A 15,423-nucleotide genomic window follows, 5' to 3' on the forward strand; every position below is an offset into this window, starting at 1 on the left:
TCGGCTGGCGCCTCGGGTGCTACTCGACCAGCAGGGAGAGCGGGAGATACGCGAGCAGCGGCAGAGCGGGACCTGCTCAACCAGCGGCAGAGCGAAACCTACTCGACCAGCAGGACGGCGGGAGACGCGACGCGGGTCGAGGATCAGCCGAGAGCCCGGTCGAAATCGGCGAGCAGGTCGTCGATGCCCTCGAGTCCCACGGACAGGCGCACCACCGAATCGGTGACACCGATCGCCGCACGGCCCTCCGGCCCCATGGCTCGGTGAGTCGTCGTGGCCGGGTGGGTGATCAATGACTTGGAATCCCCGAGGTTGTTCGAGATGTCCACCACGCGTAGCCCATTGAGCACCTCGAAGGCCCGCTTCTTACCCTCGACACCACCGCGATCGGCGATCTCGAAGGTCACCACCGTGCCACCACCGGACATCTGCTTGCGGGCGAGCTCGTACTGCGGATGCGACTGCAGGAACGGGTATTTCACCCACGCCACCCGTGGATCGGCTTCCAGGAACTCGGCGATCCGCAAGGCGGACGCAACCGACGCGTCCAGACGTAGTCGCATGGTTTCCAGCCCCTTGAGCATCGTCCACGCGTTGAACGGACTGAGCGCGGGACCGGTGTGCCGCATCAGCATCTGCACCGGACCGTCGATGTACTCCTTCGCACCGAGCACCGCCCCGCCCATCACCCGGCCCTGGCCGTCGATGTGCTTGGTGCCGGAATAGACGATCACGTCGGCACCCATGTCCAGCCCGCTCTGCAGCAACGGCGTGGCGAAGACGTTGTCCAGCACCACCTTCGCGCCCGCAGCGTGGGCCATCTCGGTGACCTTCTCGACGTCGACGAGCACCTGCATCGGGTTCGACGGGGTCTCGAAGAACACCGCGGTGGTCGGCTCCGATAGCGCGGCCTCCCACTGGTCGAGGTCTTCTCCGTCGACGAACACCGTCTCCACGCCCCACCGCGGCAGGATCTCGTTGCACACCACGAAGCAGGAGCCGAACAGGCTGCGCGCCGCGACCAGGCGATCCCCGGCCTTCAACAACGCACCGAGCGCCACGAACACTGCGGCCATGCCGCTCGCGGTGGCGAAACATGCCTCAGCACCTTCGATCTGGCGCAGCCGTTCCTGGAACATCTCCACGGTCGGGTTGCCGTAGCGCGAATAGACGAAGCGTTCGTCCTCGCCGGTGAACGCACGCTCGGCGGCCTCGGCGGAGTCGTAGATGTACCCGCTCGTCAGGTAGAGCGCCTCGGACGTCTCGAAGAAACCCGACCGTGCGAGCCCACCGCGTACCGCCAGCGTGTCCGGCGAAACCCCTTCGGGCAGTTCCCTACTCACGACTGCCGCCACGGCAGGTCGAGCGCCCGCCATCCAGATCCGCCGCGATGGTCGTTCTCGTCGAGGCCACCTTCGAAACCGTCGAGGATGTTGTAGGCCTTGCCGATCCCGTCCGCGGTGGCCGCCTCGGCGGCACCGATCGAACGATGACCGGAACGGCAGATGAAGATGACCTCGTTGTCGTCGCCGATGCCCGCATCCCGGAGCTGACTGACGAATGCGCCGTTGTGCTGCCCGTCGGGGAAGGTGTTCCACTCGACGAAAACGGTTCGCTTACCGATGACCTCGAGATCGGGCACGCCCACGAAGGCCCACTCCGCCCGCGTGCGGCAGTCCACCAGGACGGCCTTCGGGTCGTTCTCGAGCTTCTCCCACGCCTGCTGTGGCGTGAGGTCTCCCGCATAACTCACGACGTACACACCTTCCAGTCCCCGTCCTCGCGCACCACGACCACGCCGGTCGTCTGTTCATCGTCGGGCTTGTCGTCGAAATGCCAATGTACCTTCGCGGTCGCCCGATCTCCGTCGACCGTGATGTCGGTGATCTCCGGGATCACGATGTGCCCGTTCTGTTCGGACGATTTCCGATTCTCGTCCAGGAAGACCGCCTCGGTCGGGAACGTCGCCGACGACACGGTCGTCGCACAGGTCGACGCGCGGTACTTCGCGTAGTCGAGATCGTTACGGGCCGTGTACTGGTCGTTGACCGCGTGCTGCACACGTGCCTCTTCGCTCATCCGGTCCTCGGCGGGCCGGATGAGGTAGGAGATGCCGATACCGGCTGCTGCGACGACGACCACGGCCAGTGCCACCAGAAACGGCCAGAGGGCCTTCCACGACGGCTGCTCGGCGTCGTCGGCCGGGTCGGTCGATTGCGACGCACCACGGTCTCGTTGGCCCTTCGACATGCCGCAAAGTGTATCGACCACCACGGATGCACCTTTTCGGGGCATCCGGAGACCGCTGTGGTTAGGGTAGGTTAACCATCGTCGTCGACCCGAGGCCTCACCATGCGCTCACTGCGAGTACGACCCACCCGCCCGGTCCGGTTCGCGACCATCGCGATGTTCGCCGCGATCGTCACCGTCGCCGCCGCCTGCAGCCCGCCAGAGGAGGACGCCGGTGTCGCGTCATCGGTGCCGTCGGCAGAATCGGGTGCGATCCCGGTGACCATCGAGCACCAGTACGGCACCACAACGGTCGACAAGCAACCGACCCGCGTCGCCGCGATGGGCGTCGGCGACGCCGACACCCTGCTGGCGTTGGGCATCGTGCCCACCACGATCGCCCCGTTCGCCGATCCCACGCAGCGCAGCGCCCCCTGGAACGCCGACCTCCTCGGCGACGCCGAGCCGGTGATCCTGCCGCAGGCCGCCGCCGAGTTCGGCAGCGAGATCGCCAAGACATTGCAGACCGATCCGGAGCTGGTGACCGCGCTCGGCGCCGCTCCCACACGCGAGCAGTACGACACGCTGTCGAAGGCCGCGCCGACCATCGTGCGCCCCAAGGACTATCCGGACTGGCAGGTGCCGTGGGATGTCCAGGCGGCCGAGATCGGTCGGGCCGTCGGCCTGCCAGCCGCCGCGACCGCAAAGATCGACGAAACCAAGGCGTTCCTGGCCGACGTACGCAAGAAGCATCCGGAGTTCGCCGGCAAGACGGCCGCCGTGGTCTCGGGCATGCCCGACGGCAGCGTGTCGGTGTACAGCGGCGAGGACGGACGTGGCCAGACCCTCACCGACTACGGGTTCACCTTCCCGGAGTCGTTGAAGCCGGCGATCACCAACGGCTTCTACGGGAGCATCTCCGCAGAGAATCTGTCGATGCTCAACGACGTGGACGTCGTCGTGGCGGTCGACTGGCAAGGATCGAACGACCGACTCAAGTCCGATGCGACGTGGTCGCGCTTGCCGGTGGTGACACAGGGCCGGGCCGTCTACCTCGATCAGCAGATCGGCACGGCCATGTCGGTGCCCACCGTGCTGACGATCCCGTGGGTGGCGGGCAAAGCCGTCGACCCGCTCGCGACAGCGGCCCAGAAGAGCTGATCAGCGTCCAAGTGAGGTTTACCTCACAGAGAGATTTTGGTCGACGGCATCCAGCGCCTACCGTAGAAGGGATAGGGGTCGCGGTCGCGGCCGCCACCACCGACTCCCTGCGAGTCTCAAACGAGAGCCACGGAAAGCATCATCTCCATGAGTGACAACAGCCGCCCGCTGCGGGTTGCCATCGTCGGCGCTGGGCCCGCCGGAATCTATGCCGCCGACGCGTTGATGAAGTCCGACACCGCCAAAGACCGCGGAGTCAGCATCGACCTGTATGAGCGCATGCCCGCACCGTTCGGTCTGATCCGTTATGGCGTCGCCCCCGATCATCCGCGTATCAAGGGCATCATCACCGCCCTGCACAAGGTGCTCGACAAGCCGCAGGTGCGCTTGCTCGGCAACATCGACTATGGCACCGACATCACGCTCGACGAGCTCAAGAGCCACTACGACGCCGTGATCTTCTCCACCGGCGCCACCGACGACCGAGTCCTGGACATCCCGGGCATCGACCTGGAGCGTTCCTACGGCGCCGCACAGTTCGTCGCCTGGTACGACGGACACCCCGATTTCCCGCGCACCTGGCCGCTGGATCAGGAGAAGGTCGCCGTGATCGGCGTCGGCAACGTGGCCCTCGACGTCGCGCGCGTGCTCGCCAAAACCGGCGACGAACTGCTCCCGACCGAGATCCCGGCCAACGTCTACGACGGGCTGAAGAACAACAAGGCCGTCGAGGTCCACGTGTTCGGCCGTCGCGGACCGGCGCAGGCCAAGTTCACCCCGCTCGAACTCAAGGAACTCGATCACTCCCCCAACATCGAGGTCATCGTCGCACCCGAGGACATCGAGTACGACGAGGGTTCGGCGGTGGCGCGACGCAGCTCCAAGATCACCGATCAGGTCGCGACCATCATCGAGAACTATGCGATCCGCGAGCCCAAGCAGGGTGCGATCCACAAGCTGTTCCTGCACTTCTTCGAGAACCCGACCGAGATCCTCGGTGACGACGGCAAGGTCATCGGCCTGCGCACCGAGCGCACCGAACTCGATGGCACCGGCAACGTGAAGCCCACCGGCAAGACCACCGACTGGGATGTCAGCGCCGTCTACCGTGCCGTCGGCTACCTGTCGGACAACCTGCCGCAGATCCCGTTCGACCAGCAGGCCGGCGTGATCCCGAACGAAGCCGGACGCGTCTTCGACGAGGGGCAGCGGCTCGACGGCATCTTCACGACCGGTTGGGTGAAGCGTGGGCCGGTCGGTCTCATCGGCCACACCAAGGGCGATGCGAACGAGACCGTCGACTGCATCATCGAGGACATGACCAACGGCGCCCTGCTCGAACCCGCCAACCCGGGCGAGGACGCCATCATCGCCCTCCTCGAGAGCAAGGGCATCCCGTTCACCACCTGGGACGGCTGGTACCGCCTCGACGAGCACGAGCGCAGCCTCGGCGCCGCCGAAGGTCGCGAGCGCATCAAGGTCGTCGAGCGCGAGGACATGATCGCGGCGTCCGAGCCCGACAAGATCACTCGTCCGGCCGGCTGACGCGCCTCCACGACGCACAACGCTCCCAGCACCGAGGTGCTGGGAGCGTTGTGCGCTACCAGGGGCGACCTAGTTCGGGGCCTTCTGCGGGTTCGCCTTCTCCGGCGGGTTGTCCATCCGGCGGAAGTTCTGCCAGTAGCCCGCGTTGTTCAGCAGGTTCTCGGCCTCGGCGCCGATCGTGTAGCCCGAGATCGACGACGGGAAGCAGCCGAACCAGCGGGTCTCGATGGGACGCACCCAGCGGTTGGCCTTGTTGTCCCAGCGGGACATGCTCTGTCCGGGCTTGAGTTCCTTGACGAAGACACGCTTGCCGTTGAACTCCTGCAGGGTGACGTTGTGCATCGTCGATCCGCCGACATTGGTGACCGTCAGATAGCGGTACATGTACCAGGCCTGGTTCCAGGGCTGGCCCCACTCCCCGAAGTGGCATTCGACGTTGCCGATGATCTGAAGGTCACCCGGTGTGGCAGCCTGCGCCGGTGTGGTGGCGGCCAGGGTACCGGCGGTGACCCCGACGGTGGCAAGCACTGCGGCGCTCGCCCGCTTCAGCGACAATTTCATCGAACTCTCCTCCGTTGACAGTAATTTCTGGTTGAACTATCGATCATCGCTGTGGGCATCGTTACCCACCGCACAGCGGATACACAGCTTCGAAGTTCATTTGTTATGCAAAATTCATTGCTCGAGACACGACCCGACAGGCGAATTCGGAAGGTTGGTAAGGTAACCCTTCGTGCGTCGCTTCAGCGGAATTCTCCTGCTCATCGCGGTGCTTGTGGTGTCTCTGGCGGCCTCGATCGCGATCGGGACGCGTTCCCTCGGGCTCGCTGACGTCTGGCAGGCGCTGTGGCTGAACCGCGATCTCGTCGGCACCGATGGGCCCTCTCCCGACACCGTCGGCATCGTGCGCGACCTGCGCCTGCCGCGAACCGCTCTCGGGTTGATCGTCGGTCTCGCGATCGGCGCGGCGGGAGCCCTCGCACAGGGTCACACGCGTAATCCGCTCGCCGATCCGGGCATGCTGGGGGTGAACGCCGGTGCGGCCTGCGCGGTCGTGGTCGGCGTCTACGTGCTCGGCATCCAGAGTCCGCTCGCCTACATGGGGTTCGGGCTGATCGGCGCATTGGTCGCCGCGGTCGCGGTGTTCGGGCTGGCCGCGTTGTCGGGGGCGAGTCCGCTCACCCTCATCCTCGCGGGCACCGGACTGTCCGCCCTGTTGCTGGCGATCACGTCTGGCATCGTGCTGTCCGACAGCGCCACCCTCGACGCCTGGCGCTTCTGGAACGTCGGCTCCACCGCGGGCCGCGGCCTGGACGTGTTCTGGGCCGGGCTGCCGTTCATCGTGGTCGGTCTCGTGCTGGCCCTGGGCAGCGGCTTCTTCCTCAACGTGCTCAGCCTCGGCGACGACATGACGAAGTCGCTCGGTTCGCGGGTCATGGTCATCCGGGTCGTCGGGATCGGCGCAATCACATTGCTGATCGGTGCCGCGACCGCCGCCTGCGGACCCATCACCTTCCTGGGGCTGGTGGTGCCGCACATCGCCCGTGCATTCACCGGACCCGACTATCGGTGGATCATCCCGTACTCGGCGTTACTCGGCGCGATCCTCATGCTCGTATGCGATGTGATCGGCCGGGTGATCGCCCGGCCCGGCGAGGTCCAGGTCGGTGTGGTGCTGGCGCTGGTCGGCGCACCGTTCCTGATAGCCCTCGTCCGTCGCCGTAAGTTGGTGGCCGTATGAGCGTCGACACCAGATCCGAACCGACCGCACCGACGATCCGGGGCCGACACATCCTGCGGCTCGGTCCGTCGTCGTGGGTGGTTCGACCGCGGATGCTGATCACCGTGATCGTCGGCCTGGTGATCATGGTGGTCCTGTTCCTGACGAGTGTCGGGGTCAGCGACTACCCGCTCAACCCGATCGACGTGGCCCGCATCCTCCTCGGCGGCGGCACCCGCATCGAGAACGTCGTGGTGTTCGACGTCGCGTTGCCACGTGCTCTGGTCTCGCTGCTGGTCGGCTTCGGCTTCGGCTTGGCCGGTGCCCTCACCCAGATGATCGCTCGTAACCCGCTGGCCACCCCCGACATCCTCGGCATCACAGCCGGCGCCGGGGCCGCCGCCGTCGCCGCCATCGCCTTCTCGTCGACCTGGGGTGCCTGGTTCGCCGACATCGGGGTCCCGGCCGCGGCCCTGCTGGGCGGCCTGGTGACGGCGTTGTTGATGTACGTGCTGGCATGGCCGGGACGACGGGCGAACGCCGACATCGACCCGTTCCGCCTCGTCATCATCGGCGTCGGCATGACGTGGATGTTGCAGGCCCTCACCAGCTACATGCTGACCCGCGCCCGCATCGACGACGCGGCGCGCGCCCAGGTGTGGTTGGTCGGGTCGGTGTCCCAGGCCACCTGGTCGGATGTCTGGCCGGCGTTGATCGCCTTCGTGCTCGGCTTGGTGATGGTGATCGGCCTCGCCCGGCCGATCGGTGTCCTCGGACTCGGACCGGATCTGGCCCGGGGTCTCGGCGTGCGGTCGGGACCTGCGACCACCGCGATCCTGCTGACGGCCGTCGTCGTTGCGGCACTGTGCGTCTCGGCGGCGGGCCCCATCGCCTTCGTCGCGCTGCTCGCCCCGCAGATCGCGCTGCGCCTCACCCGCTCGTCGACGCCCACGCCGCTGGCGTCCGGGATCACCGGCGCCATCCTCGTCCTGGGTGGTGATCTGCTGTGCCGCACGGTGCTGCCCGGCGGCCTGCCGGTGGGCGTGGTGACCGCGGCGATCGGTGGCCCGTTCCTCATCTACCTCATGATCTCGATGTCCCGAAAGGCTTCGGCATGAACGACATCCACCCGCCACGTCCCGATGGCCCCCGTCCGGATGACGCTCGTCCGGATTCCCCGGCACCGCGACTGCACGCCGAGGGCCTGACCGTCGGCTACGACGACCGCGACATCATCAGCGGCCTCGACATCGCCGTGCCGGATTCCGCGATCACCACGATCATCGGCCCCAACGGCTGCGGCAAGTCGACGCTGCTGCGTGCTCTCGCGCGGCTCCTGCCGCCGCGGGCGGGCACCGTCTACCTCGACGGCGAGGACATCAATCACATGCGGCCCAAAGTGGTTGCGCGCACACTGGGTCTGCTGCCGCAGAACCCCGTCGCACCGGGGGGACTCACCGTCGCCGACCTGGTCGCGCGTGGTCGGCATCCGCACCAGCGCTGGTATCAGCAGGCATCCGCAGCGGACGAGGCCGCAGTGGCCCGAGCCCTCGAACAGACCCAGACCACCGACCTGGCCGATCGCCCGGTCGACGCGTTGTCCGGCGGTCAGCGCCAACGTGTCTGGATCGCGTTGACCCTGGCCCAGGAAACCGACCTGCTGCTGCTGGACGAACCGACCACCTATCTCGACCTCGCGCATTCGGTCGAGATCCTCGACCTGGTCCACGAATTGTGCAAAGACCACGGCAAGACGGTGGTGATGGTGCTGCACGACCTCAATCTGGCTGCACGCTACAGTGATTCACTTTTCGTGATGAGATCTGGCGAACTCGTCGAGCACGGTAGCCCGAGCGAGGTGATCACCGCCGACCTCCTGCAGCGCGCCTTCGGCCTGCAGTCGGTGGTGATGGCCGATCCGGTGTTCGGGGCGCCGATGATCGTCCCGCTGGGCACCCGCGACCCCGAATTGATGGCGTAGGTCCTCGGGACCCGACCGTACCCGGCCGGGCAGCGACGAGCCAGACATGGCGCGACCCCGCCCGATCACCACACCCCGGCACCGACGAGCCAGACACCGCCTGCGAGCAGTGCGGCGAACAACTCGATACCGATGGTCAGGACCGCTGCGCGAGATGCGGATTTCACACCGCGCCAAGCAGATCCACCGTGTCGAGTGCGAACCAACTCGGATGCGAAAGCGCCGACCACGAAGCCGATGAACAAACCGATCACCGGGATCACGAAAAAGCCAACGATACCGAGCAGGGCGCCGACCACGATGGTGCGATTCGGGATTCCGGCCGATCGCAGCGAACGACCGGCCACGTAGTACTTGACGACCTCTCCGATCGCGATCACGAGCGCGGCGACACCGAGGATCGCCCACGCCCAACCGCCGACGATCACCGCCCACACCGCAATCGCGCCGACCACCAACAAGGTGCCCGGGAGCACCGGAAAAACGATGCCCAACAACCCGATCAGGATGACCGCGCCGACGAGCAGTTCACCACTCCACGACACCGGAGGGGCGCCCGTTCAGTCGATGCTGGCGCGAGAGGGATTGCCGGTCGGACGCGGTGGTGGCGGCGGCCCACCCGCTCGGCCTCCTGCCGGAGGGACCGGACGCGGAGGCGGGCCCGGCGGACGGCCGGGCGCACCGCGCGGGGGCACCGGTCCACCGCGGGACGGCACGGGAGCGCCGCGAGGCGGCATCGGTGGACGCGGCGGCATCGAGTGTGGTGGCACCGGTCCGGGACGTGGGGGCGCGGGCGGGCGCGCAGGCGCAGGCGGGGCGACCAGGGGGATCGGCGCGGCGGGGGTGAACGGACGGCCGGACACCGGCGTCACCAGCGACGCCGCACGGGTCGCACGTTGCCGGGCGGTCGCCACGTCGTCGGCGGTTGCAGTCACCACACCCATGCGCCGATGCGCGAAACTCTGCGGCTTGCCGAACAGGCGGATATCGGTCTCCGGCACGGCAAGTGCGCGTGCCACGTTCTCGAAGCCGACCGCGGGTTCGTCGAGGCGGCCGTAGATGACCGCGGACGCACCCGGCGAGGCCAAGGTCACGTCGACCGGTAGTCCCAGGATCGCCCGGGCGTGCATCTCGAACTCGGACAGGCGCTGGGTCGCGAGGGTCACCAGTCCGGTGTCGTGCGGTCGAGGACTGACCTCGGAGAAGTAGACGTCGTCACCCTTGACGAACAGTTCGACGCCGAAAATGCCTCGGCCCCCGAGCTTTCCGTCGCCGAGCGCGGTCGCGATGCGGGCCGCGATGGAGGATGCGGCACCGAGTGCGTCGGTGGACATCTCGTGCGGCTGCCAGCTCTCCACGTAGTCACCGTCGACCTGCCGGTGACCGATGGGCGCGCAGAAGTGCGTCGCGAGCCGTCCGGTGGCCGGATCCACCGCACGCACGGTGAGAAGCGTGATCTCGTAATCGAATTCGATGAAGCCCTCGACGATGACCCGCTCCGAGGCGACGCGCGCCCCGGTGGTCGCGGCCTCCCACGCGATGCCGAGGTCGGCGGGCGTCCGCAACACGGTCTGTCCCTTGCCCGACGACGACATCACCGGCTTCACCACGCACGGGAAACCGATGCTCTGTGCTGCTTCTTCGAGTTGTTCCAGCGACGACGCGAACAGGTACGGGGAGGTGGGCAGGCCGAGTTCTTCGTCGGCGAGCCGTCGGATGCCCTCACGGTTGAGGGTGGCGACCGCCGCCCGCGCCGTCGGGATCACCTCGGCCAGACCGCGCTGCTCCACGTCGACGAGGGCCTCGGTCGCGATCGCCTCGATCTCGGGGACGACGTAGTGCGGTCGATACCGCTCCACCAGAGCCAACAACGCATCGGGGTCGGTCATGTCGACCACCTCGGCGTGGTGGGCCACCTGCTGGCCGGGCGAGTCGGCGTAACGATCCACCGCGATCACCTCGACGCCGAGGCGCTGGAACGCGATGATCAGTTCCTTGCCGAGTTCACCGGCGCCGAGCACCATCACGCGGGTTGCCGTCGAGCTCAGCGGGGTCCCGATCACCGACGGCGGACCGACGACGGCCGCGGGCACGTCGACCACCGGTGGCGCAACCGGGCCGGCCGCGGGGCCAGACGGTTCTGGAGCACGTGGTTCTGGGGCGCGTGGTTCTGGGGTGACTCGCCCAGCCGGTCCGGCGGAGTCGGCGGCGGATGCACGCGGGCCGGATACGGCGCGATCAGATGCGGCGGGATCGGTCACCGCGCGATCGGCCCCTGCGCGATCAGATGCAGCGGGATCAGACGCGGGCCCGGCATCGTCGGAGGCCCACACGTCGGGTGCCGGCTGAGCGGGTGCGGTGACCTCGGATGCGGTGACCTCGGGTGCGACGGGCTCCGGGGCCGTCCGACCGGGAGGCGTCGGCTCCGGATCAGCGGACGCAGAGGTCTGCGCGGACGTGTCGTCGGCGGCAGGCTGCTCGAGCGTCAGTGGCTGATCAACGGCGCTGAAGGCCTCGGTTGCCGGTAGGTCGGGCTCGCTGCGTGCCGGTGCGGCCTCCCCGCCGGCCGGCACCGACGCCGCGGGAGCGTTGTCGCTGCTGTCAGACGTCATGACCAAATCCTACGTGCACTACTGCGCAGTCCCGAAGACGCCCGAGTTGCGGTTCGGTCGGCGCGTGATATGTCGGATACCGGTGACGGTCCGTCAGCCCGTCACCTCGTGGAGATAACACCACCGCCAGACCTCGCCCGGCTCAGCCGAACGCATCACCGGATGACCGGTCTCCTCGAAATGGGCGGTCGCGTGTCGTCGGGGACTGGAGTCGCAGCACCCGACGTGGCCGCAGGACAGACAGATGCGCAGGTGTGCCCAGTGGTGCTCGCCGAGCTGGGTGCATTCCTCGCAGGCCGCCAGGTCACCGGCGCGCGGCGCCGGGTCGGCGTTGCTGTCCACCCCGTAGATGTCGAGTTCTTCGCATCGGTTCGTGGATCTGGTCGCCACTCCGCCGCCACTCGTCTCAGATCGGTCCTCAGGATTTCGCCGGAAGATGCGCATACCACCATTATCCGGATCGCCGGCTCCACCCGCCGCCCCACCGGCGACGAGATAGATTTCTCCGGTGGATGCGTCGCTGTTGTTGGTCATCGTCGTGGCTCTCGTCATCGCGGCACTGTGCCGACGATACGGACTGTCGGCCCCGCTGATCCTGGTGTTGGCGGGCCTGGTCATCGGATGGATTCCGGGGACCCCCGAGACCGAACTCGACCCCGAGGTGGTCTTGTTCCTCATCCTGCCGCCGCTGCTCTACTCGGCTGCCCAGGACAGTTCCTATCAGGCGATTCGGGTCAACCGCCGCGCCATCGGACTGCTCGCGATCGGGCTGCCCCTGTTCTCCACGATCGTCGTCGGCCTGGTCGCCTACTGGACCGTTCCCCACCTGCCACTGGCCGCGGCCTTGGTGCTCGGAGCCGTCGTCGCCCCGCCCGATGCGGTGTCCGCGCAGGCGATCGGTCGCAAGGTGGGGATGCCGCGACGACTCATGACCCTGCTGGGTGGTGAGAGCCTGCTCAATGACGCCACCGCTCTGACCGCATTCCGGGTCGCTCTGGCGGCCGCGATCGGCGCCACCGCATCGGTGTGGGAAGGCATCACGACGTTCGTCGTGGCCGCACTCGGTGGCCTCGTCATCGGACTGGCCGTCGGATATGCGGTCTCGTGGATCCGGCTCTGGTTGACCGATCCGCCGATGGAGTCGGCGATCGGCCTGATGGTCCCCTTCGGCACCTATTTCGTGGCCGAGGAAGTGCATGCCTCGGGTGTCATCGCGGTGGTCGTCGCCGGTTTGTTCCTCGGCCAACGGTCGGTGCGGCTGAGCTACGCGACACGACTCCAGGACGACTCGGTGCGCAAGTCCATCGACGCGATCCTCGAGTCGTTCGTGTTCTTGCTGATCGGACTGCAGCTGCCGTTCCTCATCGACGGTCTGTCCGGCGAGTCCTGGGGCCAGGTGGCCATCGACGCGCTCGTGGTGCTCGCCGCGGTCATCGTCGCACGCTTCCTGTGGGTGTATCCGGCCACTTACCTCCCACGCCTGTTGTCGGCGAGAATCCGTGCCCGCGAACAACGTCCACCGGGGCGAGCGGTCTTCATCGTCGGCTGGGCGGGGATGCGCGGTGTGGTGTCGTTGGCCGCCGCCTTCGCGATCCCGTTGTCCGTCGACGACGGCGGCCCGTTCCCGGCTCGTGCCGAGATCTTGTTCCTCACGTTCGTCGTCGTGGTCGGCACCCTGCTCATCCAGGGCACGACGCTGCCATGGGTGATCCGCACGCTCGGCGTCACCTCCGACGACGCCTCGCAGGATCGTCTCGCCTATGCGGCCGCACAAGACCGCGCGACGCGCGAATCCGAGCGACGTCTCGACGAGATGCTCGCCGAGATCCCCGACGGCGATCCGCGCCGCCACCAGGTCGGAATGCTGCGCAAATGGGTCACCACCCAACGCAACGTCGCCTGGGAGGAACTCGGGCGCGGACCCGAGGACATCGGCGAGAGTCCGACGGCGGCAGGCAACCGGATGCGCATGGAACTGCTGCAGATCCAGCGCACCGTCTTCATCGACGAACGCGACGCCGGCCACATCGACGACGAGGTGCTCCGAACAGCGCTGCGTCAGTTGGACTTCGCCGAAGGTCAGATGGACCGCGAAGGCTGATCCGGACCCATCACCGCGGCGTAGACCACGGTCTCCTCGGTCCGTCCACGCAGTGTTGTCGTCTCTTGGCGTTCCCAACGTGCGCGTTCTGACGGTGCGGGCGTCGACTGTGTGAATTCCGGGCGTGCGAACTCGGGGCGCAGGGATTCGCGCTGGGTGGATTCCCGCTGGGTGGATTCCCGGTGCGCGAGCTCCGATCGCACGCCCTCCGACTGCCCGGCCCCTGACTGCTCGGCCCCTGACAGCTGGGCCTCGTTCCCCGCAGCGTCGACGGCACGGCCGGAAGCCAATGGTCGGCGCGGGTCGCGTTTCGCCAACTCGGACAGGCGTGCGCTCTCGTTCACCGGATCGCCGATCACCGTGTACTCGAACCGCTCGATCGCACCGACGTTGCCTGCGACCACCGGGCCGTAACTGACCCCGACCCCGGCCGACACCTCCGGCACCTCGGCGGCCAACCCGGCGGCGATGTCACGGGCGGCGGACAACGCGGCGCCGGCCGGATCGTCGATCTCGATGGGCGCCCCGAAGATCGCCAGCACGGCATCGCCCTCGAACTTGTTGACCAGCCCCTGATGCCGTTCCACCGACCGCACGATGACCGCGAAGAACCGGTTGAGAACGTGCACCACCTCGGTCGGTGACCGTTGCGCCGCGAGCGTCGTCGAACCGATCACGTCGACGAACACCACCGCGACGATGCGTTCGGAGCCGCCGAGTTCCGGGTCGCGTTGCAGCGCCGCGGCCGCCACGTCACGGCCCACGTGCCGACCGAACAGGTCGCGCAGTCGCTCCCGCTCGCGCAGTCCGGCGACCATGCTGTTGAACCCCACCTGGAGGTCGCCGAGCTCGGTACCGTCGTAGACCACCAGGTCGACGCCGGTGTCGCCGCGCTGCACCCGGTCCATCCCCGACCGCACGCTGCTGATGGGGCCGGTGACCCGAACGCTCGACAACATCGTCAGCAGGAATCCGGTGAACAGCGCGATCATGACGAGCACGGTGACCGCGATGAACAGGTCGAGTTTGGTGGTCTCCGAACGGAACACCCCGAACAGCACCACGAGCAGGATGCCCACGATGGGCACTGCGGACCCGATGATCCACGAGATCAGTGCACGCGAGCGGATGCCGCTGCGTTTTCGTCGGCGGTAGCCGGCGCTGATCACCTCGGCGAACACCGGTCGCAGCGCGAACTCGATCATCAGATACGAGATGGCCACCACCACGACGCCACTGAGCGCGACGACGAAGAACGTCTTGGGAATCAGCGCGGGGTCGATGACGCCGTACATGATCGTGAACATGACGGTGGCCGCCGCCCACAATCCACTTTGGATGAGCACCAGCCGCCAGGGTGCCCGCAATGTGCGCCGGGCGTCGCGGGCCGTCGGCTCGCGGCCCTCGACCGACCACCTCAGATCCCGCAGCACCACCACGGTCCCCAGGAGCGTGCCGACGACGAACGCGGCCACGATGTAGACCGGCACCGCGATGAAGTTCACCCACCACAGTTCGGACCGGAACACTGACGGCTGCGGAATGCCCACTCCGGCAAGGACGATCGCGACGCCCGCGCCGAACAGATTCGACACCACGATCGTCGCGGTGAGCAGTGTCTGTACCCGCACCCGCTGCCGCAACGGACTCTCGTCGGCCGCCCCCAACAGGACGGACCCATAGTCCCGCCCGGCCCGTGTCGCACTCATCTGCTCAGCTTCTCATGTGCCGCGCCGTCGACCGTGGTCTGCGACGCGCCGGCCGTCGAGCAAACGCGGAACCTCCCGACACCCGCGGACGTAGCAACACACACCTTTGCCTGAAACCTCCGCGCCCACGCGGCAGGACGCCGCGGCCCGTCACCTCCCGACAGGGCCCGACACCCCTCAGCACCCCACCCCACCCAGCGCCCGACCGCGCCCGCCGCCGAGCCATACGCGGAACCTCCACGGAACCGCGGACGTAGCACGGTATTTGTCAACCTGTCTGAGACAGGTCGGTTATTTGGGTTTGAGGTTGCCCCCGTTTCGTGGACATCCTGATGGCCAGTTTCGTGCTGGCAGGAGAGGATGGA

At 67.4% G+C, this 15,423-nt stretch carries 14 protein-coding genes; 6 read left to right on the forward strand and 8 right to left on the reverse strand.

What is annotated here, in order from left to right:
* Positions 1 to 143: 143 nt before the first annotated feature.
* From AAFP35_RS23900 to AAFP35_RS23910, 3 genes are read right to left on the reverse strand one after another with little or no spacing between them, the layout of a single operon-like run.
* Complete coding sequence (locus AAFP35_RS23900; protein ID WP_419224167.1) at positions 144 to 1,376, reverse strand: O-succinylhomoserine sulfhydrylase; 1,233 nt, start codon at positions 1,374 to 1,376, stop codon at positions 144 to 146.
* The gene (locus tag AAFP35_RS23905) at positions 1,340 to 1,753 is read right to left on the reverse strand and encodes a rhodanese-like domain-containing protein (protein ID WP_419224168.1); all 414 of its coding nucleotides are present in this window, start codon (positions 1,751 to 1,753) and stop codon (positions 1,340 to 1,342) included. The genes AAFP35_RS23900 and AAFP35_RS23905 overlap by 37 nt, the downstream gene beginning before the upstream one ends.
* Entirely contained in the window at positions 1,750 to 2,250 is a 501-nt protein-coding gene (locus AAFP35_RS23910; protein WP_419224169.1) for a hypothetical protein, read from the reverse strand. The genes AAFP35_RS23905 and AAFP35_RS23910 overlap by 4 nt, the downstream gene beginning before the upstream one ends.
* A 102-nt stretch (positions 2,251 to 2,352) precedes the next feature.
* Between AAFP35_RS23910 and AAFP35_RS23915 the strand changes: the two genes are divergently transcribed.
* Positions 2,353 to 3,390 carry an ABC transporter substrate-binding protein gene (locus tag AAFP35_RS23915; protein WP_419224170.1) on the forward strand — a complete coding sequence of 346 codons (1,038 nt, stop codon included), beginning with the start codon at positions 2,353 to 2,355 and terminating at the stop codon, positions 3,388 to 3,390.
* A gap of 147 nt (positions 3,391 to 3,537) precedes the next feature.
* Positions 3,538 to 4,935, forward strand: coding sequence for an FAD-dependent oxidoreductase (locus tag AAFP35_RS23920; protein ID WP_419224171.1), 1,398 nt, complete (start codon positions 3,538 to 3,540; stop codon positions 4,933 to 4,935).
* Positions 4,936 to 5,004: 69 nt separating this feature from the next.
* Here AAFP35_RS23920 and AAFP35_RS23925 read toward each other — a convergent pair whose 3' ends face one another.
* A complete protein-coding gene (locus AAFP35_RS23925) occupies positions 5,005 to 5,496 on the reverse strand; it encodes a hypothetical protein (RefSeq protein WP_419224172.1) in 492 nt (163 codons plus the stop codon).
* A gap of 172 nt (positions 5,497 to 5,668) precedes the next feature.
* Here AAFP35_RS23925 and AAFP35_RS23930 point away from each other — a divergent pair, with 172 nt between their 5' ends.
* The 3 genes from AAFP35_RS23930 to AAFP35_RS23940 are packed head-to-tail and all read left to right on the forward strand — an operon-like array spanning position 5,669 to position 8,636.
* On the forward strand, positions 5,669 to 6,676 hold the full coding sequence (locus tag AAFP35_RS23930; RefSeq protein ID WP_419224173.1) for a FecCD family ABC transporter permease: 1,008 nt from the start codon (positions 5,669 to 5,671) through the stop codon (positions 6,674 to 6,676).
* Positions 6,673 to 7,773, forward strand: a complete 1,101-nt coding sequence (locus AAFP35_RS23935; protein WP_419224174.1) for a FecCD family ABC transporter permease — start codon at positions 6,673 to 6,675, stop codon at positions 7,771 to 7,773. Before AAFP35_RS23930 ends, AAFP35_RS23935 begins: the two co-directional genes overlap by 4 nt.
* Positions 7,770 to 8,636, forward strand: coding sequence for an ABC transporter ATP-binding protein (locus tag AAFP35_RS23940; protein WP_419224175.1), 867 nt, complete (start codon positions 7,770 to 7,772; stop codon positions 8,634 to 8,636). Before AAFP35_RS23935 ends, AAFP35_RS23940 begins: the two co-directional genes overlap by 4 nt.
* A gap of 65 nt (positions 8,637 to 8,701) precedes the next feature.
* Here AAFP35_RS23940 and AAFP35_RS23945 read toward each other — a convergent pair whose 3' ends face one another.
* The 3 genes from AAFP35_RS23945 to AAFP35_RS23955 form a co-directional block, all read right to left on the reverse strand.
* Positions 8,702 to 9,181, reverse strand: coding sequence for a DUF456 domain-containing protein (locus AAFP35_RS23945; RefSeq protein WP_419224176.1), 480 nt, complete (start codon positions 9,179 to 9,181; stop codon positions 8,702 to 8,704).
* Between the two features lie 15 nt (positions 9,182 to 9,196).
* Positions 9,197 to 10,738 carry a formate-dependent phosphoribosylglycinamide formyltransferase gene (gene purT, locus AAFP35_RS23950; protein ID WP_419224183.1) on the reverse strand — a complete coding sequence of 514 codons (1,542 nt, stop codon included), beginning with the start codon at positions 10,736 to 10,738 and terminating at the stop codon, positions 9,197 to 9,199.
* A gap of 603 nt (positions 10,739 to 11,341) precedes the next feature.
* Positions 11,342 to 11,692 (reverse strand): UBP-type zinc finger domain-containing protein, encoded by a 351-nt coding sequence (locus AAFP35_RS23955; RefSeq protein ID WP_419224184.1) that lies wholly within the window; start codon positions 11,690 to 11,692, stop codon positions 11,342 to 11,344.
* Between the two features lie 64 nt (positions 11,693 to 11,756).
* Between AAFP35_RS23955 and AAFP35_RS23960 the strand changes: the two genes are divergently transcribed.
* A complete protein-coding gene (locus AAFP35_RS23960; RefSeq protein WP_419224177.1) occupies positions 11,757 to 13,349 on the forward strand; it encodes a Na+/H+ antiporter in 1,593 nt (530 codons plus the stop codon).
* Here the strand turns inward: AAFP35_RS23960 and AAFP35_RS23965 are convergent.
* Positions 13,328 to 15,058, reverse strand: coding sequence for an adenylate/guanylate cyclase domain-containing protein (locus AAFP35_RS23965; protein WP_419224178.1), 1,731 nt, complete (start codon positions 15,056 to 15,058; stop codon positions 13,328 to 13,330). The two genes, AAFP35_RS23960 and AAFP35_RS23965, sit on opposite strands and share 22 nt — an antisense overlap.
* Between the last annotated feature and the right edge of the window lie 365 nt (positions 15,059 to 15,423).

It is taken from the genome of Gordonia sp. CPCC 206044 (assembly GCF_048537895.1).
Taxonomy (GTDB): Bacteria; Actinomycetota; Actinomycetes; order Mycobacteriales; family Mycobacteriaceae; genus Gordonia.